The sequence below is a fragment of the Pedobacter ginsengiterrae genome (genome assembly GCF_039537385.1).
Lineage (GTDB): Bacteria > Bacteroidota > Bacteroidia > Sphingobacteriales > Sphingobacteriaceae > Pedobacter > Pedobacter ginsengiterrae.
The window spans coordinates 571,275-592,226 of the sequence record NZ_BAABAK010000015.1 but is presented as its reverse complement, the minus strand read 5'-3'; the positions used below and the strand labels follow the sequence as shown (position 1 = coordinate 592,226).

The window sequence follows — 20,952 nt, the reverse complement described above, 5'->3', positions numbered from 1 at the left end:
ATCCATTTAAACTAAAGGGAAATTCAAATAGAAAGTTGTTCCTTTTCCTATTACCGATAAGAAACTGATATTGCCGCCAGCATTTTCAATTGCTTGTTTAACAAAAGCTAAACCTAAACCTGTGCCCGAAGTTTTGGTTGTAAAATTTGGAACAAATATTTTATCGTGTAAAATCGCAGGAATACCTTTACCGTTATCGGCAATTTCTATGTAGGCATTTCGGTTATCGTTATAAACCAAGATATTTATAATGCACTGCCCGTCTCCGTCATTTGCTTCTATAGCATTTTTAAACAAGTTGTTAAAAGTACGCAACAACTGATCACGATCGGCTTCAATATAAATGTTAATTTCAGATTTGTTATTAACTGTTATATCTACATTTTCAGCGCTTTTAAAAACCTCTCTTGCTTGCTCTATAATAGCCAAAACTGGTGTTTGCTCTAGCTTGGTATCGGGCATTTTAGCAAAGTTAGAAAACTCGGAAGCAATTTTAGATAGGCTATCAATCTGCTCGATAAAAGACTTGCTAAACTTATTAAATTTCAGCTCAAAATTTGGGTCTTTCTCTTTCCACGATTTCTCTAATAACTGAACGCCTAATTTAAGCGGTGTTAATGGATTTTTAATTTCGTGGGCTACTTGTTTAGCCATTTCTCTCCAGGCATTCTCACGTTCCGATTGAGCGAGTTTAGTGGCACTATCCTCGAGTGCTGCAATCATGCTGTTGTATTCTTTGATAAGAGAACCGATCTCATCGTGTCTACGCCAAACTATTGGTTCATTTCTTTGTCCGATTTTTGTACGACTGAAGCTTTCTTGTAAAAAAGTTAAAGGATTGGTAATTTGATTAGCCAGGAACACTGCAAGCACACCAATTGCAACAAAAACCAACGCATAAAGGTTGATTAAGTTACTTACAAAAAGAGCGATTTTATCTTTATACTCATCCTCGTTAGAATAATTAGGCAAACCTATATAAGCTATGGTTCTATTTTGTGCATTTCTAATAGGCGCATAAGCCGCAGCATAAGTCAGGTTACCAATCTTTTCTTCCTGATTTATAAATTCCGAACGTTGAAGTCCATTTAGATTCAAATAAGCTTTTGCACCCATTTTTCGCCCTATAATTTTAAAATTATAAAGTTTAGGATAGGTGGTCATTATTACATTGCCTTTAGTATCATACAGGGTCAAATCGGCATTATTAACATCAGCAAAATTATTAAAATCGGCTATTGAATTTTCATCAGCACTTATTTTTCCATTATTAAAAATTTGCTTCTCAAAGTTCTGCTGTACCTTTCTAATCTTGTCTTTAATCAAAACATCCTGTTGGCCTCTGTATTCGTTGTTCATGTACAAATAAGTTGTCCAGCCGACTACTAATAAGGTAGCGACAACTGTTAATACAATCGAAACCTGAATACGGGTTTTGTAAAGGATTTTGTTCGCATTAATCATTAATGAACGGTTAATACTAAACCATCCCACCCGATCATCATCGAGATTTTTAATGAGCCAAACTAAACCATAAAGAATAATACAGAATATAATAAACACTAAAAAAAAGAAGGAAAGTGCTGCTAAACGTTCTACATACCCAACCTTTTCTTTACTTATTACAACCATTTTATTGGGCGTAGGTTTAAAAACAAGGTGGCTGTAGCGCAACACATCATCGCTTGTGGTTACAAAATCATCTAACTTACCTTTAAAAATGCTCCCGTTTAAAGGATACGTGTAAGCACCAGACTGGTTAAGTAATTTGTTATTATTGTATAAGGCAATTGAATATCCTTTAAACTCTTCATCCTTACCGTATTTTTGCTCAGCCAAAAGATCGGGCAAACGGTTATTGTAGTTATAAGGCTTAGATCGAAGCTCTATGATCAAGGTTCCTAACAGGTTATTATCTTTTAAAACGGGTACTATACCAAAATAATCCTGGTAGCCAAAAGTGTTATTAATTTGATAAAAAAAGTTAGAAGCTTCGATTTTAATTGAGCCCGATTCAACTAACTTTTTATACTTTTCAATAGGCGCAGCACCCAAATTATTTAATGCCGTTTCGAATTTATTGTAATCATAGATATTATAATCGTAGCGGTTTAAATAACCATCCAAATAGCCACGAATGTGGTTCTTTAATGTAGCAAAATTTGCTGTTCCCTTGGTAAAGTATTTTACTAAAAATTCATCTTCGAGCAGTTGTCGTTCTAATTTACCCAAGGCAATAATTGCATTTGGATCTTCTGATGACTGTACTTTTCTTGCTAACAACTCCCGTTCGCTACGCTCTTTAATATCTTTATACTTGATATATTTAATGGAAGTATTGAAAGCAAGACAGAAAAACAGAATCGCCAATAAGCCAACAGAAAAGTGTTTCTCGTTTAAGTAAGATAGCCTGGCAATGATAAATAGAGCCAACGCGTAAACAATAAAGAAAGCAGTAAAATCATTTACAAGCCGATAGGCAAAAACACCAGCAAAGCCAATTAAAAATAGAATTAGTCGCTCCTTATTGGTTACATTTAATTGTTTGCTAACTTGGATCGAAACTATGGTAATGATATAAATCTGAAACCAGACCAAACACAAAATCACTATACTTACCCAGCTATTACCACTAAGTTTTAAAATATTGATGATATCGAAATTGATTTTAGAATTGTTTATCAACCCAAAAAACAAATCATCAACAAAAAATGCTATAATACCTACATGTGCAAGTAAAAGAGCATGAATTAAAATGCCTAACCATTTGCTTTCACTTACCCACTTACCAAACTTATATTGCTCCTTATGGTTGTAAACAAATAATAGCCACCAGGTTCCAGCAACAACGTTCATTAATAAATCGCCCAAAGAGGGTATTAAATCGCTATTTGCATAAATTTTAGGGTCGAATAATTCTAAAGGGAAATGATGATTGAACCACCCATACTTAACATCTGTTAATCTACCGATAAGAAAAAAAGCAAGAAACAACAGGCTTCCAAAAACTAAATATCCTTTACGGGCAATTAAAGAACATAGCGAATTAAAGAACATACAGATGCAAAGAATGCCAGCAACAAAAAGCCACAACTGCGTCTGCGAATAATAATCGTCGGCATAACCTGGTTTAACCTTTAATCCAAAAAGAAAAGTATTATCGCGACTTCTAATTGAGTATACATCTTTATCATTATAAGATGACAGGGTTATAATTTTTGAGTCGGATAAAAGCCCATCCATATCATTCTTGAAATATTTATTTTCAGGAACAGCATATTGAGATTGAATAGAAATTAAAAATATCAGCGTAAAATCGCCATCAGTTTTTTTAACAACCTCATACCATCCGTTAGAAAAAAACAACACAGAGCTGCCTTCTTTAATCGATGATGGATTGATATCAGAAATCTTGATTGTACTCCAGAACTTTAAAACATTATTTTGAAAAGTTTGAAGATTAATACCATTTTTTCGATAAAACTCAAGAAAATCTAAGCTTTTTTGAGCGTTCTCTCCAAAATGTTTTGCCTGTGCAATCTGCTCTTTATCTGAAAGGAAATTATTTACAATATCTTCCTTTACTAGAAGATTTTCCTGAACTTTCTTAGCATCACGTTCTAAAAGTTCATCTTTTGTTGTAAACCGACTTAATGAGAGGGAGGTTGCAATGAGACAGCAACCCAAAACAAGCAATAGAAATCTTATTTTTACACCAAAGCTCAATTTCATCGATTTTGATAAAGATATTAAATATTGATAAAAAACAACGCCATAAACAAAGCTGTTTATGGCGTTGAAACTAATTATTTTTTAGGATATTTAAGCAACATTTGCGCTACCAGTTGTAACCTCGCGACTTACTTTTTTAACTAAACCCTGCAAAACATTTCCTGGTCCAACTTCTATAAATTCTGTAGCACCACCTGCCAACATATTCTCAACGGTTTGTGTCCAACGTACAGCACCTGTTAATTGTTTGATTAAGTTTTCTTTTATCTGTGCTGGATCTGTATATGGTTTTGCATCAACATTTTGATACACAGGACAAATTGGCGCCGAAATATTAGTCGATTCGATTGCAGCTTGTAATTCTATTTTAGCTGGCTCCATTAACGGAGAGTGGAATGCACCACCAACATTTAGCTTTAAAGCTCTTTTTGCACCTGCTTCTGTTAGTTTGGCACATGCTAAATCAATCCCTTCTATACTACCAGAAATAACCAACTGACCAGGGCAATTGTAATTTGCAGGCACAACAACTGCGTCAATTTCTGCGCAGATTTTTTCTACCACATCATCAGCCAAGCCTAAAATTGCTGCCATTGTAGAAGGTTGTGCTTCGCAAGCTTTTTGCATTGCATTTGCACGGGCAATCACAAGTCGTAATCCATCTTCAAAGCTTAATGCATTTGCCGAAACCAATGCCGAGAACTCGCCCAAAGAGTGGCCAGCAACCATATCAGGTTTAAAATTATCGCCTAAAACATTGGCTAAAATAACCGAATGCAAAAAAATTGCTGGTTGTGTTACATTAGTTTGTTTTAACTCTTCATCAGTTCCAGCGAACATAATATCACTTATACGGAAACCAATAATCTCGTTTGCTTTTTCAAATAATTCTGCTGCTTGTGGGTTCTCGTAAAGATCTTTACCCATGCCTACAAATTGTGCTCCCTGTCCAGGAAAAATATATGCTTTCATATTCTTTAAATCTCCTTAAGGAGAAATTAAATGTTTAGTTAATATTATTAATTACAGTTTCAAAATGCCTTTTAGGCTTTGCAGATTAATCCAAACTTGCGGTTATTAATCTTAAAAATTCTGATCTTGTTTTATCGTTACTTAAAAATGTACCCGTAAAAGCCGAGGTTGTAGTAACCGAATTTTGTTTTTGCACACCACGCATCGCCATGCATAAGTGCCTGCATTCCATTACTACAGCAACGCCCATCGGACTTAAAGTATTCTGGATGCAATCTCTAATTTCATTGGTTAAACGCTCCTGAACTTGCAGTCTACGAGCAAATGCATCAACCACACGAGGGATTTTACTTAAGCCAACGATATGACCGTTAGGGATATACGCAATATGCACTTTACCAAAAAATGGAAGCATGTGGTGTTCGCACATAGAATATACTTCGATATCTTTAACTACAACCATTTGGCTATAGTCTTCTTCGAACATTGCCGATTTTAAAATCTCATCAGGTTTTAAATCGTAGCCATGTGTTAAATATTGCAAAGCTTTCGCAACGCGTTCGGGTGTTTTTATTAATCCTTCACGTTCTGGGTCTTCACCTAACTGACTTAAAATATCTTTATAATGGGTAGCTACGGCCTCAATTTTATCTTCGTTGTAACGATCTATCTTTGAATAACCGCTTGTATATTCTTCTTTATTGCTCATTAATATAGGTTTTAACCAAAGTATTCAACATAGTTATTCTCAGTTTCGTAGATTTTAACGCAATGTAAAACTGCACCACTTTCAGCAATCGGAGCTAAAAGTTGTTCCCAAACGGCGATTGCTAAATTCTCTGTCGAAGCCAGTTTACCTTTCATAAAATCTACATCAAGATTTAAGTTTCTATGGTCAACCTTGTCTACAACATAAGTATTCATTACATCTTTTAGCCATTTCAAATCCACTAAGAAACCTGTTTCAGGATTAATTTCGCCTTTAACAGTTACATATAACCAATAGTTGTGTCCGTGCCAGTTCGGATTTGCGCACTTACCGTAAACTTCTGTATTTTTATCATCATCCCAATCGGTTCGGGCCAGCTTATGCGCTGCATTAAATGATGCTTTTCTTGTTATATAAATCATTATAAAAAAATAAAGTACAAATATACGTATTACCTTGAAAGGCTGATGATAATTATGGAAGATGTAATACCAATGATGAACTTAGCCGTTTAATATACGGAACTTTCGATGTGCTTTCTTTAACTTTAAACCCATGAAAACATTAGTTGTTGCTGCTACCAAAGCCGAGTTAACATTCCTGTATCAACATTTTAGTTTACAGGAAGGCGATTTCATCGAAGATAAAAACTTTGATGTTTTAATTACAGGCGTTGGAATGGTTGCCACAGCTTTCTCTTTGGGCAAACACTTATCTCCGAAGTATAACTTGGTTTTAAACTTAGGCATTGCAGGAAGCTTTGATAGATTAGTAGAGCTAGGTAAAGTGGTTAACATTACTGAAGATACTTTTGCCGAACTTGGTGCAGAAGATGGGGAAAATTTTATTGCCATTACCGATCTAGGCTTTGGAGAGAATACTTATAAGAGCAATAGCACCATAAATACAGGTTTGCCAAAAGTTTCGGGCGTTACGGTAAATCGGGTTAGCGGTAACGACAAAAACATTAAAAATTTAATTAAACGGCTAAATCCAACTACAGAAAGTATGGAAGGTGCTGCCATATTATATGCCTGCCATTATGAAAAAATAAATTGTTTGCAAATACGAAGCATATCCAACTATGTTGAGCCACGCAATAAAGATAATTGGAAAATTGGTTTAGCAATAAAAAACCTAAACGATTGGGCAATCTCTTTTCTTACAGATATGAATTGATTATGACGAAGTAATTTATCAAAGCCCTTAATTTTGGAGTATGAAACTTACACTTGGTTTTTCTCCCTGCCCAAACGATACTTTTATTTTCGATGCGTTAATTCACAACAAAATTGACACTGAAGGCTTAGAATTTGAGGTTGTTTTTGATGATGTAGAAACATTAAATCAAAAAGCGTTACGAGGTGAATTAGATATCACAAAACTAAGTTTTCATGCATTTGCTTATGTAGCTAATAAATATGCTTTGCTTGATGCTGGTAGCGCATTAGGGTTCGGTGTTGGGCCATTGCTAATTAGCAAAAACCAATTTCAAGGCGAACTTAATGCCGATTTAAAGGTTGGTATCCCTGGAAAATATACTACAGCGAATTTCCTTTTAGGCATTGCTTACCCACATTTGCAGAACAAAGAAATAATGGTTTTCTCGGAAATTGAAGCGGCGTTGATTGATGAAAAAATTGATCTGGGCCTAATCATCCACGAGAATCGTTTTACTTATCAGGATAAGGGATTGAATAAAATTGTTGATTTGGGCGATTATTGGGAAAAACTGACGGGCTGCGCTATTCCCTTAGGTGGAATTGTAATTAACAGAAATTTAGATCGCGAAATTCAATTAAAAGTAAACCGCTTGGTTCGTCAATCGGTAGAATATGCATTTGCACATCCAAAATCGTGTATTGAGTTTATTCGCGAACACGCACAAGAAATGGATGAGGCTGTAATGTACAAGCACATAGAGCTTTATGTAAATAAATACAGTATTAATTTAGGGCAAGAAGGCCGAAAAGCAATTGATACTTTATTTACCCTTGCGCAGGAAAGAAATTTAATTCCTGCGGTTCAACAAAATTTGTATGTTTAAATAGTGATTTTCGAAGTTTAGCTTACCAAAAGTTTGTAGCCTTTTCCGTGTACGTTAATAATTTCAACCTGAGAATCGCCTCTTAAATATTTACGAAGTTTGCTCAAAAACACATCCATACTGCGCCCGTTAAAATAATTATCATCGTGCCAAATGGTAAGCAAAGCTTCTTCTCTGGTTAAAACAGCATTTTTCTTTAAACACAATAAGCGTAATAGTTCTGCTTCTTTTGTTGATAATTTTTGAATCTGATCTTCATTGGTAATAATTTGCGTCGTGTAATCAAAATTATATTTACCAATGGTGAATAAACTTTCCTCAGCCTCATCGCCATTATTCGATTTATTTGCCACGCGTTTAAACATCGCATTTATACGTAGTAAAAGTTCTTCAATACGAAATGGTTTTGTGATATAATCGTCGCCACCTAAATCATAGGCCGCAGATTTATCTTCGAGCATAGTTTTAGCTGTTGCAAAAATAATTGGCACCTGTCCGTTTACCTTTCTAATATCCTTACCTAAAGTAAATCCGTCTTTTTTAGGCATCATTACATCTAAAATACATAGGTCGAAGCTTTGCTTGTTAAATGTCCTTAAACCATCTTCGCCATCAGTACATAAAACAACATCGAACTTGCCCTTTAACTGTAAGTAATCTTGCAATAATAACCCTAGATTCGGATCGTCTTCTACCAGAAGTATTTTTTTCATTTTTTTTAGTTTATTCGTGTAAACGCTCTTTTCACTAAAAACGCTACCACTTAAGGTTTGATTCAGATTTTGCATCAGGGTTTAATTTAAGTTGGATATACTTAATATTAAGCCATATTAGTTAAATTATCCCTGCTATTACTCAATGTATCGATAAAGCCCCGCTTTGTACCGATAATTGATTTGTATGTTTATAAAGGTAAAGATATTTCGAAAGTAGTTCCCTTATCTTTTTCGCTCCTTACCTTAATTGTTCCATTCTGTTTTTTGATGATATCCTGTACATAATTCAGCCCAAGGCCAAAGCCTTTAACATCGTGTAAGTTACCAGTTGGTACTCTGTAAAACTGGTCGAAAATTCTTTTCGAATGCTCCTTAGTCATACCAATACCTTTATCAGAAATATCTATAATTAAATTTTTACCCGAATTTTTGGTAGTAATGGTTATTTCTGGCGAATCATTACTGTACTTATTTGCATTATCAATTAAATTATACAACACATTCGAAAGATGAAGTTCATCACCGAAAACGACTGCATTTTCTGCATCGGTATTTACAGTTAAAATTGCATTTTTCTTTTGAAGCTGCAGGCTCATGCTATCCAAAACGATCACAATCAAATCGTTCATATCAACCTCTGCATTTTCCATTTTTAGCTCGCCTTTTTCTAAACGTGCAATACTCAAAACTCTTTCTATATGACTGCCGAGCCTAACATTTTCATCATAAATAATATTTGCAAGGCGTTTTAAACGCGATTTATCTTCGGTAACCTCTGGGTCTTTAAGCGCCTCGCTTGCAATCATTATAGTCGCAACGGGTGTTTTAAACTCATGCGTCATGTTATTAATGAAATCTGTTTTCATTTCAGAGATTTTTTTCTGCTTTAATATCGCATAAAGCGTATAACTGAATATAAAAACGAGTACAAGCAAAAGCCCAACCGAAGAAGCCAAAGTAGCACTCAAATTGCCAATAATAGCCGAGTTTTTATCTGGGAAACTAACTTCTAACATCCCTGGATCTCGAAATAAATCATTGTTAAAAAGTTCGGTACGATAAGTATTACTGGGTAAAAATGCAAAATTAGGGTTCGATGCTTGCAAAAACAGCACGGAATCTTTTTCTGTAAGTTTAACCTGAAAGTTATAGTCTTGGGTGATATTATGATTTAAAAATTCCTTCTTTAATCTTTTATTTAAAGAGCCAAAATTAATACGTTCTAATATTGGTGTTTTTTCTTCGGATATTTCTCTGGCAACATCTTCCAGCATTTTATACCTCGAATATTCTGTCGGAACCTTGCCTAAAGCCGCAATCTGTATCTCAAGTTTTCGCTTTGCGATAGCATCTTCGCGTTTAAATTTCTTTTCTAAATCATCAGAAATTTTTGGCAACCCAAGCAATAATGGCTTACCTGTTTTCGATTCAAACACCTGGTACCTTATCGTATCTGGCAAATTTTGAGATGTTCTGAAGTTAAAAGTTTTTGTATCAGGCGAAAACAATTTAGAACGCATACTATAGCCTTTTATAACCAGGCTTTTAATGTCTACAACAGCGTCCATTTGCATATCTAACCGAGCAGACCCAAGCCCTGGTTTATCCAGGCTTGAAAGCGATGCATACTCTTTTTCGGTAATTACTTTTGGTGCCGAATAAGAGGTACGAATTAAACTATCTTGCTGGTTAAGATAATTTTCTATCTGATTTTCGCGTTCAGACTCTCTAAGCTCTGCAGCCTGAGCATATTGTTGCTTTAAATCTTTAATATCGAGCAAGCGCTGTCTAACATCCTGGCTTCTCTTTATTTTATTCTCTGCATCCTTTCTGGTAATTCGGTCTGCAGCACTAAGGCGTTGAATTTTATTAACAACAGATGTTAAAGTTTGATTTACCTGCTCATCAAAAAGTTGCGATTTTAGATTATAAGCTTCCCGTATGTAATACAATTGCATTACAAAAACGCCAAGCAAAGCTACCGTCATTAATACGGTAATAAACCAAAAACTTTTTTTCTTCATTAAACCCTCTTTGTCGGTTTTATTTAAATGAAACGACGATTAAAAAATTACGAATCAATATCTAAAAAACGAACTGATTGTAAAAATACTTAATAAGCCCTTGACACGTATGCTTTTAACATATTTTAACACGCAAAACACAAAGTGATTACAAAGCTTTTGTGTTGTTTTAAAGTTTTTAGTTAAAAAAAATGCCAGAGCAAAAGCCCTGGCATTTATCAAAATTGTTTACTTAAAAAAGATTCTTTATTTAGAAAGGCAAATCATCGTCTTCACCTGGTGCATTGCTTACATCAGCTGGTGCTGCATAAGCAGGAGTAGCTGCCGCTGTTGCTCCAGCCGCAATAGCATTGATTCTCCAGATTACCAAACTGTTAAAATATGATGTTTTTCCTGTTTTATCTGTCCAAGGACGGCCACGTAAATTAAAGAAAACTTCAACCTCATCGCCTGCTTTAAAACTATCTAATAATCCCGCTTTATCTTGTAATGCCTCAAAACGGATATATTCCGGATATGTTGGATTTTCTGCGTATTCTATTATTAAATCACGTTTTTTAAACGTTTCACTTACTTGTTGTGTGGCACCTACTTCGTGTACTTTTCCTTTAATTTCCATAACTAATACTAATATTGTACTCTAAACATCAAATCTCAATAATTTTATTGATAACTTCGCATATATTATGATGCAAGTTTTCCACAATAAAAGCAAGGTAATTATTACCTGCAACAAACGTCTTTCTCCATATTTACAAGATGAAGTTACGGCTCTGGGTTATACGATTGAAAGAGCGTTTGCTACAGGCGTTGAGTTAAATATCACCCTTACAGAGTGTATTAAGCTAAATTTAAACTTGCGCTGTGCCAGTCAGATTTTGTATTCGATTAAAAGTTTTAAGGCTGTTACGCCAGACGATTTATACAATGAAATTTCGGCTATTGAATGGGAAGAATTGATTGATTTTACGGGTTATTTTTCTGTAACTTCTAATGTTGATAACCCAAACATTACTACTCCGCTTTTTGCTAATCTAAAGGTTAAAGATGCAATTGTAGATCGTTTAAAAGAGAAAAAAGGCATTCGCCCAAATTCTGGTTCAGATGCAAATAAAACGGTTGTTCATTTATACTGGAAAGATGCAGAAGCTGATGTTTTTATGGATACATCGGGCGAAACTTTAGCCAAACACGGTTATCGCAAAATACCTGGCAAAGCACCAATGTTAGAGGCATTGGCTTCTGGTGTTATATATGCAACCAAATGGGATAAAAAATCGCCTTTTATAAACCCAATGTGTGGTTCTGGAACATTGGCAATCGAAGCTGCCTTAATTGCTACTAATCGTGCGCCAGGTTTATATCGCATGAATTATGGTTTTATGCATATTATGGGCTATAATGAGGAAGAGTTTTTCGCTGAAAGAAGGATTTTAAAAGATCAGGTAATTAAAAATATCGACTTAAAAATTGTTGCTTCCGATTTATCTGAAGATGCAGTTGAGGTTACACGTAGAAACGCAAAAACTGCAGGTGTTGATACTTTAATTGATTTTCAGGTTTGTGATTTCGAAATTACACCTGTTCCTGAAGGCGAAGCTGGCGTAGTCGTTTTTAACCCAGAATACGGCGAACGGTTAGGTGTTCACAGCAAATTAGAGCTTACCTATAAACGTATGGGTGATTTCATGAAAAAAGATTGCAAAGGTTATACTGGTTATATTTTTACAGGAAATCCTGATTTAGCAAAGAAAATTGGATTAAAGGCATCACAAAAAGTAGAATTCTACAACGGAAAATTAGATTGCCGTTTATTAGAATATGAGTTATATGATGGAAGTCGCAGAGCGCCTCTTGTTGAAAATTAGGCAACAACCATCACTCTTATCAAAGTAAAATATTACCACGGGAACTCAGATTCTCGTGGTAAATTATGTTTCTACAATTTGTAAGTCTTAGTATATAGGCACAGTATATTCGGCAGCATATTAAAAACCCATTCGATTGAGCAAATAAAGTATTTGAAAAATGATAAATCATTCTTTTTATTCATTCTTTTCCAATTTAATATTTGCTTTATTCATTCCTAAACCCCTATTTAGAGTAAAAATTACGCCTATTGAAATCCTTTGTTGAACAATTTGCGTACTTATTGGTATTAGTATATAAAAAATATCGTTACCTATGGAAGATCTATTGGCTTTAAAGACGAAGAATGTAGCCCGAAACATTAGAAAAATTAGAGAATATAGAGATTACACTCAAGATTATCTGGCCGCGAAATTAAAGATTTCGCAAAATGCATATAGTAAAATTGAACTCGGTTATAGTAAACTTACTATAGAGCGTTTGTTTCAAGTTGCAGAAATTTTAGATGTAGAAGCAACTCAACTACTTACGCTCGATCATGTAGAATTAATAAAAAGTATTTCTTCTGAGGAGAAAAAAACTAGCACAGTTAGTTAGTTTGTTATTTTCTTAAAAGCAAAATCAATTTCTTTTTACTGTATTTATTTCTGATACCTTTGAAGAAATTAGACCTCATGAATAATACAGTAAATTCGACTATAGATTTTGTTAAGCAAACCTTAGAAAATGCTGAAGCAGGCCACGATTGGTTTCACATCGAACGAGTTTATAAAACAGCAATAAACATTAACGAGGTTGAAAAGGGCAATACTTTGGTTGTTGCTTTGGCTGCGCTTTTACATGATATTGCCGATCCTAAGTTTAACAACGGTGACGAGGAATTAGGACCTTCTATTGCCGAAGATTTTTTAAAATCGATTGCAGTGGAGGAGGACATAGTTTCTCATATAAAACTGATTATTCAAAATATGTCTTTTAAAAATAGTTTTGATGAGGTAGGTTTTACATCAATGGAAATGCAAATAGTACAAGATGCTGATCGGTTAGATGCTATAGGCGCAATTGGTATAGCCAGGGCTTTTACTTATGGAGGCTTTAAAAACCGTGTTTTATATAATCCAGCTATAAAACCCGAGCAGCATTTAACTAAAGAGAGCTACAAAAATACAAGCGCACCAACTATTAATCATTTCTACGAAAAACTATTGCTGTTAAAAGATATGATGAATACTGAAGCAGGAAAAGCTATAGCCTTAGAGCGCCATAATTTTATGCTTCAGTATCTTGAACACTTTTACAAAGAGTGGGAAGGAAACTAAACCCCTAAAAGGAGTAGGGTATTTATACCCTCCATAAAATACCCAAAAAGGGGTATTTTATTCAAGTGGTCAAGGTGTTACATTTATTAAAAAATTAACACCATGCAAACTTTCAATCTAAATTATCATAAAAACACCATCTTGTTGATTTCGATGATTGCTGTTCCAGTACTTATCGCTGGTGTAACCTTATTAATTTTACTTAGCCTACCATCGCACTTACCAGAATTTGTATTTATCACCATAATTGTAATCTCCGTTTTAATTATGGTTGCAACATTAAGATGGTTAATTAACAATGTTATTATCGTGCCATGCCAGGCAACCATTAGCCACGAAGGCATTTTTTTTACTTTAGAGAAAAAAAGCTTGCTGTATCAAACAAAGGAATTTTTCTCTGGATGGGAAAATGTAACGAGTATATCCGAAATATTTTGTTCAAAAACAGGTAGAAATTTCCATCGTATAACTTTTAGCAACCCAAGTATCACGGCTAACTTCAGTGCCATAAAATATAATGAATTAGAAGCTGATAAATTTTTTAATGACTTGAGTTATTATCAAGATACATACATGATCACTCATCCAAAAACACAAAAAAAAGTTTTTCAAAACTGGGCGCAAGGTTAAATTTATTCTTATAAAGAATAGGAATTAACACTTTTAATTACTAATATTTTTAGTTTTTTAAACTATCTTTGTTAGTAAACAGTCGTCCTATGTCTTTTGATAGAATTCGTGAAAAGTTAAATATTTTGGCCGATGCTGCCAAATATGATGTATCCTGCTCATCAAGTGGCGGAACAAGAAAAAATGATAGTAAAGGCCTGGGAGATAGTCATTCTTCAGGCATTTGCCATACATATACCGAAGATGGGCGATGTGTTTCATTGCTTAAAATTCTCCTAACCAATCATTGCATTTACGATTGCCTGTTTTGCGTTTCGCGAAAAAGCAATGATGTAAAACGTGCTGCTTTTACGGTTGATGAGGTTGTCGAACTGACTATGAATTTCTATCGCAGAAATTATATAGAAGGTTTATTTTTAAGCTCGGGAATTTTTAAAAATGCCGATTTTACCATGGAACGTTTACTCTTGGTTTGCAAAAAGCTTCGCCTGGAACAAAATTATAATGGCTACATTCATTTAAAAACCATCCCTGGGGCAAGTGATGAATTAATTAAAGAAGCTGGCCTTTATGCTGATAGAATGAGCATTAATTTGGAAATGCCAACAGAAGTTGGGCTTAAACTCCTAGCGCCTGAAAAAAGCCATGCCGATGTAATTAAACCTTTAGATTTTGTGAACAAACAAATGATTCAGCTTCGCGATGAAAAGAAACTAATTAAACATGTGCCTAAATTTGTACCAGCTGGGCAAAGTACACAGATGGTAATCGGGGCAACTCCAGAAAGCGATAAAGATATTATGTACACCGCTAATGCTTTCTATAAAAATTTCGCTCTAAAAAGGGTTTATTATTCTGGCTACGTTCCAATTAGTAATGATACAAGGATGCCAATTTTGGGTACGCAGCCACCGCTTTTAAGAGAAAACAGGTTGTACCAAACCGATTGGTTAATGCGGTTTTATGGCTTTAAGGTTCAGGAAATTTTAAATGATGCAAACCCAAATTTGGATGTAGATATTGATCCAAAACTGAGTTGGGCAATACGAAATATGCAACATTTTCCTATTGATATAAATACAGCAGATTACAAGATGATTTTACGCATTCCTGGTATTGGGGTTATGTCTGCACAAAAAATTGTTAAGGCACGGAAATTTGGTAAACTGAGAATCGATCAGCTAAAAAAAATTGGTGTAGCTTATAACCGAGCTAAACATTTTATTACTTGCGTGGATAGTCCTTATCAGATGAGAGATTATCAAGGCACGCAGATTAAGGCTTTTATTTTAGCTGAAAGCCAGAGTAAATACTTAAAAACGGATAGCAATCAAATGATTTTATTTTAAATTATTAGTAGGCTTACAATGACCTATATTTTCGATGGATCACTTCCTGGACTTTTAACTGCTGTGTTCGAATGGTTTGAACGTAAACCAGGAAAAGTAATGCTTAAATCCATCGATATTTTTCAGCCTGAAGCATTTGCTGAAAGTTTTACGGTGTTAACTGCATCAGAAAAGGCAGATAGAGTTTGGGCTGGCTTACAAAAGAAATTAAAAAAAGACTGGTTACGTAAATTTTATTGCAGCTACCTCTCCGAAATTCCAGAAGCTTACAATCATCTGTTCCATTTTGCTTGTTATATTTTCCAAAATTCTGCAGGAGCCGAAAGCAATTATGGTAATGAAAATGTAATTGCCTTATCTAAATATGCTAAAAGTGTCGAGCGTGAAAAGCATAGAATGGAAGCCTTTATTCGTTTCCAGAAAACAGGCGATGGAATGTTTTATGCAAGTATTGATCCTGATTTCAATGTTTTACCGCTAATCTCCAACCATTTTAAAAATCGTTATGCCGATCAGCAATGGATTATTTACGATTTAAAGCGTAAATACGGCTTGCATTACAATTTAATCACTGTTGAAGAAATAACGATCAGTTTTACCAATGGAATTAATAAAGCAAACCCCGCAGCTGTATTATTGGATGAAAAAGAAGAACTTTATGCCGCACTTTGGAAAGATTATTTTAAAAGTGCAAACATTGTAGCCCGTAAAAACACTAAATTGCATGTACAACATGTACCAAAAAGGTATTGGAAATATTTAACTGAAAAGCAACTCACTTAACATTCCATTAATATAAAAACCACTAAATTGCCGAATGAAATTAAGTGTATTGGTTTTATTCACCGCTTTGGCTGTCGCCCTATCCATAGGGATGGTTAACTTTTATTTTCAACACAGCTTGTACTACCTTGCCATTTCTTTTGGCGTTTCTTTTTTAAGTAGTTTTTTAGTTTTCTATTATCTTTTAGAGAAATACATTTACACCAAAATTAAGCTGATTTACAAATTAATTCATAATCTTAAGCTTGGCAAAGATTTAAAGGATGCACTCGGCGAATATGTAAGTCCAGATCCAATTAATGATGTAGAACAGGAAGTAAAAGAATGGGCAGGAGCAAAGAAAAAAGAAATAGATTTGTTAAAAAAACAAGAACAATTTAGAAGAGAATTTCTATCTAATGTATCTCATGAGTTTAAAACACCATTATTTGCTATTCAAGGTTATGTAGAAACTTTGCAAGATTGCATTGTTGACGACCCCGAAATGGCTATGAAATTTTTAAAGAAAGCCGAAAGCAATGTAGAACGATTAAGTTATTTAATAAACGACTTAGATGTTATTGCTAAACTGGAAACTGGCGAGGCACCAATAAATTATCTAAAATTTGATTTCGTTCAATTAGCTAAGGAGGTAATGGAGAATTTGGAAGATAGAGCCAAAGCTAAAAACATTAAACTTTTCTTCAAGGATAAATACACCGCAATAACACCTGTTATGGCCGATAGAGAAAAAATCCGTCAGGTTCTAATTAATTTAATGGTTAACAGCATTAAATACGGTATTGAAAGTGGAGAAACTGCTATTAAGATTTTCGAGCTTCATGATCAGGTCTTAATTGAAGTTACCGACAATGGAATTGGAATCGAGGAGAAACATTTGCTTCGTTTATTTGAACGTTTTTATCGTATCGATACACACCGTGCCCGCGAGGTTGGTGGTACAGGTTTAGGGCTTGCAATTGTAAAGCATATTCTCGAAGCTCATCAGCAAACTATTTCGGTAAGAAGCACACCAGGAATTGGCACAACCTTCGCTTTTACACTACAAAAGGCTGGTTAATTATCTGTATAAATAGAAATATCTTTTTCAAAAGATATTACCATTAAACACCATAGTCTTGTGATTGGTTTATTAGCTATTTGCTTCAAATCAAATCCGTTACACAAGCAAAATTAAAAGGTTCCGGGTTTTTTGTTAAATTGCGTTAACTAATCCCGAACCAATCATGAAACTTATCTTACCATCGCTGGTTTTGCTCAGCGCAATTTCGGCTTGTAACAACCCACAAAAGAAAGAAATGAAACCTATGAAATGGCCAGATGCTAAAGCTCCAATAGCAGAAATTATTCCTCATAATCGAATTATACATGGCGATACTGTAGCGGATAATTACTATTGGATGATTGATTATTTTAAGAAAGGCCCAGATAGCACTAAAGTAGTTGATTACTTAAAAGCAGAGAATAGTTATTTAGACACTATGATGAAAAGTACCGATGCTTTTCAGTCAGATTTGTTTAAAGAAATGAAAGGCAGAATTAAAGAAAAAGACGAATCTGTACCTGTTTTAAAAAATGGATACTTTTATTATACAAAAACCGAAGATGGTAAACAATATTTTAAATATTGCCGTAAAAAGGGCAGCTTAACTGCTCCCGAAGAAGTGCTTCTTGATGTTGATGAAATGGCAAAGGGCCATGCTTATTACAGCGCCAGCGGATTTAGTATTAGTCCCGACAATAAACTACTTGCTTTTGGTGTTGATAAAGTTTCGAGAAGACAATACACCATAAACATTAAGAATTTAGAAACTGGCGAGATTTATAAAGATGCCATTACGAATACACAGGGGGCTGTGGCTTGGGCTAACGATAATAAAACCTTTTTCTATACGTCGAAAAATCCAGTTACTTTATTAAGTGAGAAGATTAAAAAACATCAGCTTGGTGCCGATGCAAAAACTGATGTTGTGGTTTATGATGAAAAAGATAACACCAACTATATTGGCGTTGGAAAATCAAAAAATGACAAATATATTTTCATTTCCTCAGCTGGAACATTAACTAACGAGTTTAGAATGATAGATGCTGATCATCCAGAATCGGCCTTTAAAGTTTTCTCGCCTCGTTCTAAAGATGTTTTGTACGATGTGTTGCCTGTTGATGGTAAGTTTTACATTACAACAAACTGGAATGCTAAAAACTTCCGACTAATGGAATGCCCATTAAATAATACCAGCAAAGAAAACTGGAAAGAAGTGATTCCAAACCGAAACGATGTCCTATTAGAATCTGGCGAAGAATTTAAAGATTTCCTTGTTTTATCTGAACGTAAAAACGGATTAAGAGAAATTCATGTTTTGAAAAACGACGGTAGCGATTATTATTTAAAGTTTGACGAACCTGTGTATGCTGCTGGTATTGGAGCCAATCCAGAGTATAACAGCAAAACGCTTCGATATTCTTATACATCTTTAGTTACTCCAAGCTCTACCTACGATTATGATTTGGAGAAAAAAGATAAAAAACTAATGAAACAACAAGAAGTTCTTGGTGGTTACGATGCAAAAGATTATGTATCAGAACGGGTGTTTGCGACGGCAAAAGATGGAACTAAAATCCCAATAGCTTTAGTTTATAAAAAAGGTTTGGATAAAAACGGAAAAGCACCATTATTGCTGTATGCTTATGGTTCTTACGGCTCCAGCACCGATGCAACTTTTTCTTCGCCAAGATTAAGTTTACTAAACAGAGGTTTTGTTTTCGCTATTGCCAATATTCGTGGTGGAGAAGAAATGGGCCGCCAGTGGTATGAGGACGGAAAACTAATGAAAAAGAAAAACACATTTACCGATTTCATTTCAGCAGGAGAATATTTAGTTGATCAAAAATTCACTTCGAAAAATCATTTATATGCTCATGGTGGTAGCGCAGGAGGCCTATTAATGGGTGCAGTTGCAAATATGGCTCCAGATTTATGGAATGGTATAATTGCCGATGTGCCGTTTGTTGATGTGGTAAACACCATGTTAGATGAAAGCATTCCGCTTACTACAAATGAGTTTGATGAGTGGGGAAATCCAAAGAAAAAAGATGCTTACGACTATATGAAAAGCTATTCGCCTTACGAAAATGTAGAAAAGAAAGCTTATCCAAATATGCTGGTTACCACGGGCTTACACGATAGTCAGGTACAATATTTTGAACCTGCAAAATGGGTAGCCAAACTTCGGGCAACGAAAACCGATAAGAATGTTTTACTGCTTAAAACAAACATGGAATTCGGCCATGGTGGTGCTTCAGGGCGATTCGATTACCTGAAAGATGTTTCCCTTAGATGGGCATTTTTATGCGCTCTTGAAGGTATCGAAAAATAGTTCTTCAATCTAAATCAGTTAGGCCAAAAGCTTAACTGATTTTTAGTTTTTATCATAAATTGATATCCTCTTTACAATTGTAATACTCTGAGTAGGAGGCATTGTAAGCAATTAGCTTTATCTTTGCCATCCAATGGAATACAATGTTCATACTTTACCTAACGGCATTCGCATATTGCATGTGCCTTCGGCTTCAGCAATATCTCACGCTTGCATTATTATTAACACAGGCTCTAGAGATGAACCCGAAAACAAAGCTGGCTTAGCTCATTTTATCGAGCACTTAATTTTTAAGCGAACCGAAAAACGTAGTACAAATCAAATTTTAAATCGATTAGAGAGTGTTGGCGCAGATTTAAATGCTTACACAACTAAAGAATATACTTGCGTTCATGCTTCTTTTCTTAACCCTTATTTAGATCGAACATTAGATCTTTTTAACGATATCATTTTCCACTCTACTTTTCCTGAGGAAGAAATGGATAAGGAGAAAAGTGTTATTTTAGATGAAATCGCATCTTACCTAGACCAACCTGAAGAAGCAATTAACGATGATTTCGAAGATATGCTTTTCGCAGGCCATGCATTGGGAAATAACATTTTAGGTACAACTGATTCTGTTCAGAATTTTACCAGGGAAGATGTTATCAATTTCAGAAAAGCGAATTACCGCACCAACGAAATCGTAATCGCAGTTTTGGGCAACTACACTTTAAACAGCGTGGTTAATAAAGGCACAAAACACTTTGCCGATGTTGAAGAAAATACACCAGCTAAAGAACGTTTCAAACCAGCTATTCTACAACAATCCAGTACAGCCATTTACAAGCCAATTATGCAATCGCATTGTATTTTAGGCACACAGGCTTATTCAACCTATCAGCATGAAAAAGTGCCTTTAATGTTGTTAAATAACTATTTTGGCGGAAATGGCATGAGTTCTGTTTTGAATCTTCAAATTAGAGAGAAGTATGGAATTGCTTACACCATCGAATCAAATTTTTCTCCTTTAAGTGATACTGGGATCTTTTCAATTTACTTTGGAACAGATAAGGAAAAGCAAATTAAAGCCTTATCCCTAATCTTCAAAGAAATAAAAAAGCTTAAGGAAAAACCGCTAAACGAACTGCAATTACATAAGGCAAAAAACAAATTTATCGGTCAAATTGCTTTAGGCGAAGAAAATAGAATTGGCTTAATTATTTCGATGGCTAAAAGCTTAATCGACCATAATCAAATTGATTCTTTAGCAACCGTTTTCGAGAAAATTAACGCGGTAACTACCGATCAAATAATAAACGTGGCTAATGAAGTTTTAGATATAGAACAGCTGAATATCTTTACATTCTCGCCAATAGAGGAATAATTCTTATTTTTGTAAAATAATTACTGTAATCCTAAAACATCTTAGGTGTTTGAGTCTGT

18 protein-coding genes are annotated in these 20,952 nt (G+C 34.7%); 11 read left to right on the top strand and 7 right to left on the bottom strand.

The features are described from left to right. Positions 1–6: 6 nt before the first annotated feature. The 4 genes from ABD692_RS15655 to ABD692_RS15640 form a co-directional block, all read right to left on the bottom strand. Entirely contained in the window at positions 7–3,732 is a 3,726-nt protein-coding gene (locus ABD692_RS15655; protein WP_344768442.1) for a sensor histidine kinase, read from the bottom strand. A 90-nt stretch (positions 3,733–3,822) separates the two neighbouring features. After that, on the bottom strand, positions 3,823–4,704 hold the full coding sequence (gene fabD, locus ABD692_RS15650) for an ACP S-malonyltransferase (protein WP_344768440.1): 882 nt from the start codon (positions 4,702–4,704) through the stop codon (positions 3,823–3,825). An 85-nt stretch (positions 4,705–4,789) separates the two neighbouring features. Beyond that, positions 4,790–5,413 (bottom strand): GTP cyclohydrolase I FolE, encoded by a 624-nt coding sequence (gene folE, locus ABD692_RS15645; protein ID WP_316754681.1) that lies wholly within the window; start codon positions 5,411–5,413, stop codon positions 4,790–4,792. An 11-nt stretch (positions 5,414–5,424) separates the two neighbouring features. After that, the gene (locus ABD692_RS15640; protein WP_316754683.1) at positions 5,425–5,835 is read right to left on the bottom strand and encodes a 6-pyruvoyl trahydropterin synthase family protein; all 411 of its coding nucleotides are present in this window, start codon (positions 5,833–5,835) and stop codon (positions 5,425–5,427) included. Between the two features lie 133 nt (positions 5,836–5,968). Here ABD692_RS15640 and mqnB point away from each other — a divergent pair, with 133 nt between their 5' ends. Together mqnB and ABD692_RS15630 are read left to right on the top strand one after the other, a co-directional pair. Further along, entirely contained in the window at positions 5,969–6,592 is a 624-nt protein-coding gene (mqnB, locus tag ABD692_RS15635) for a futalosine hydrolase (protein WP_316754685.1), read from the top strand. A 40-nt stretch (positions 6,593–6,632) separates the two neighbouring features. Beyond that, positions 6,633–7,460, top strand: a complete 828-nt coding sequence (locus ABD692_RS15630; RefSeq protein ID WP_344768436.1) for a menaquinone biosynthesis family protein — start codon at positions 6,633–6,635, stop codon at positions 7,458–7,460. A gap of 17 nt (positions 7,461–7,477) precedes the next feature. Here ABD692_RS15630 and ABD692_RS15625 read toward each other — a convergent pair whose 3' ends face one another. From ABD692_RS15625 to ABD692_RS15615, 3 genes are all read right to left on the bottom strand, one after another. Next, positions 7,478–8,173, bottom strand: a complete 696-nt coding sequence (locus ABD692_RS15625; protein WP_344768435.1) for a response regulator transcription factor — start codon at positions 8,171–8,173, stop codon at positions 7,478–7,480. Between the two features lie 191 nt (positions 8,174–8,364). Beyond that, a complete protein-coding gene (locus ABD692_RS15620; protein ID WP_344768433.1) occupies positions 8,365–10,200 on the bottom strand; it encodes a sensor histidine kinase in 1,836 nt (611 codons plus the stop codon). Positions 10,201–10,450: 250 nt separating this feature from the next. After that, positions 10,451–10,819 carry a DUF3127 domain-containing protein gene (locus tag ABD692_RS15615; RefSeq protein WP_316754691.1) on the bottom strand — a complete coding sequence of 123 codons (369 nt, stop codon included), beginning with the start codon at positions 10,817–10,819 and terminating at the stop codon, positions 10,451–10,453. Between the two features lie 70 nt (positions 10,820–10,889). On the opposite strand from ABD692_RS15615, the gene ABD692_RS15610 reads away from it, so the two are divergent. From ABD692_RS15610 to ABD692_RS15570, 9 genes are all read left to right on the top strand, one after another. Continuing rightward, positions 10,890–12,068, top strand: a complete 1,179-nt coding sequence (locus ABD692_RS15610) for a THUMP domain-containing class I SAM-dependent RNA methyltransferase (protein WP_316756812.1) — start codon at positions 10,890–10,892, stop codon at positions 12,066–12,068. Between the two features lie 316 nt (positions 12,069–12,384). Continuing rightward, a complete protein-coding gene (locus tag ABD692_RS15605) occupies positions 12,385–12,666 on the top strand; it encodes a helix-turn-helix domain-containing protein (protein ID WP_344768431.1) in 282 nt (93 codons plus the stop codon). A 77-nt stretch (positions 12,667–12,743) separates the two neighbouring features. Next, on the top strand, positions 12,744–13,388 hold the full coding sequence (locus ABD692_RS15600) for an HD domain-containing protein (RefSeq protein ID WP_344768429.1): 645 nt from the start codon (positions 12,744–12,746) through the stop codon (positions 13,386–13,388). 102 nt (positions 13,389–13,490) lie between these two features. After that, the gene (locus ABD692_RS15595) at positions 13,491–14,018 is read left to right on the top strand and encodes a hypothetical protein (RefSeq protein ID WP_344768427.1); all 528 of its coding nucleotides are present in this window, start codon (positions 13,491–13,493) and stop codon (positions 14,016–14,018) included. 89 nt (positions 14,019–14,107) lie between these two features. Beyond that, entirely contained in the window at positions 14,108–15,367 is a 1,260-nt protein-coding gene (locus ABD692_RS15590; RefSeq protein ID WP_344768425.1) for a putative DNA modification/repair radical SAM protein, read from the top strand. Positions 15,368–15,385: 18 nt separating this feature from the next. Further along, entirely contained in the window at positions 15,386–16,150 is a 765-nt protein-coding gene (locus ABD692_RS15585; RefSeq protein ID WP_344768423.1) for a TIGR03915 family putative DNA repair protein, read from the top strand. A 34-nt stretch (positions 16,151–16,184) separates the two neighbouring features. Further along, entirely contained in the window at positions 16,185–17,210 is a 1,026-nt protein-coding gene (locus ABD692_RS15580; protein WP_344768421.1) for a sensor histidine kinase, read from the top strand. Positions 17,211–17,376: 166 nt separating this feature from the next. Then, a complete protein-coding gene (locus tag ABD692_RS15575; RefSeq protein WP_344768419.1) occupies positions 17,377–19,527 on the top strand; it encodes a S9 family peptidase in 2,151 nt (716 codons plus the stop codon). Between the two features lie 133 nt (positions 19,528–19,660). Further along, positions 19,661–20,893 carry a M16 family metallopeptidase gene (locus tag ABD692_RS15570; RefSeq protein ID WP_344768417.1) on the top strand — a complete coding sequence of 411 codons (1,233 nt, stop codon included), beginning with the start codon at positions 19,661–19,663 and terminating at the stop codon, positions 20,891–20,893. Positions 20,894–20,952 lie beyond the last annotated feature (59 nt).

Excerpts from the sequence above, each read along its gene's own strand:
- ABD692_RS15590 (WP_344768425.1), top strand. The coding sequence starts at position 14,108 with ATGTCTTTTGATAGAATTCGTGAAAAGTTAAATATTTTGGCCGATGCT.
- ABD692_RS15595 (WP_344768427.1), top strand. The coding sequence starts at position 13,491 with ATGCAAACTTTCAATCTAAATTATCATAAAAACACCATCTTGTTGATT.
- ABD692_RS15655 (WP_344768442.1), bottom strand. The coding sequence starts at position 3,732 with ATGAAATTGAGCTTTGGTGTAAAAATAAGATTTCTATTGCTTGTTTTG.
- mqnB (WP_316754685.1), top strand. The coding sequence starts at position 5,969 with ATGAAAACATTAGTTGTTGCTGCTACCAAAGCCGAGTTAACATTCCTG.
- ABD692_RS15610 (WP_316756812.1), top strand. The coding sequence starts at position 10,890 with ATGCAAGTTTTCCACAATAAAAGCAAGGTAATTATTACCTGCAACAAA.
- ABD692_RS15585 (WP_344768423.1), top strand. The coding sequence starts at position 15,386 with ATGACCTATATTTTCGATGGATCACTTCCTGGACTTTTAACTGCTGTG.
- ABD692_RS15620 (WP_344768433.1), bottom strand. The coding sequence starts at position 10,200 with ATGAAGAAAAAAAGTTTTTGGTTTATTACCGTATTAATGACGGTAGCT.
- fabD (WP_344768440.1), bottom strand. The coding sequence starts at position 4,704 with ATGAAAGCATATATTTTTCCTGGACAGGGAGCACAATTTGTAGGCATG.
- ABD692_RS15640 (WP_316754683.1), bottom strand. The coding sequence starts at position 5,835 with ATGATTTATATAACAAGAAAAGCATCATTTAATGCAGCGCATAAGCTG.
- folE (WP_316754681.1), bottom strand. The coding sequence starts at position 5,413 with ATGAGCAATAAAGAAGAATATACAAGCGGTTATTCAAAGATAGATCGT.
- ABD692_RS15605 (WP_344768431.1), top strand. The coding sequence starts at position 12,385 with ATGGAAGATCTATTGGCTTTAAAGACGAAGAATGTAGCCCGAAACATT.
- ABD692_RS15570 (WP_344768417.1), top strand. The coding sequence starts at position 19,661 with ATGGAATACAATGTTCATACTTTACCTAACGGCATTCGCATATTGCAT.
- ABD692_RS15575 (WP_344768419.1), top strand. The coding sequence starts at position 17,377 with ATGAAACTTATCTTACCATCGCTGGTTTTGCTCAGCGCAATTTCGGCT.
- ABD692_RS15600 (WP_344768429.1), top strand. The coding sequence starts at position 12,744 with ATGAATAATACAGTAAATTCGACTATAGATTTTGTTAAGCAAACCTTA.
- ABD692_RS15625 (WP_344768435.1), bottom strand. The coding sequence starts at position 8,173 with ATGAAAAAAATACTTCTGGTAGAAGACGATCCGAATCTAGGGTTATTA.
- ABD692_RS15630 (WP_344768436.1), top strand. The coding sequence starts at position 6,633 with ATGAAACTTACACTTGGTTTTTCTCCCTGCCCAAACGATACTTTTATT.
- ABD692_RS15615 (WP_316754691.1), bottom strand. The coding sequence starts at position 10,819 with ATGGAAATTAAAGGAAAAGTACACGAAGTAGGTGCCACACAACAAGTA.
- ABD692_RS15580 (WP_344768421.1), top strand. The coding sequence starts at position 16,185 with ATGAAATTAAGTGTATTGGTTTTATTCACCGCTTTGGCTGTCGCCCTA.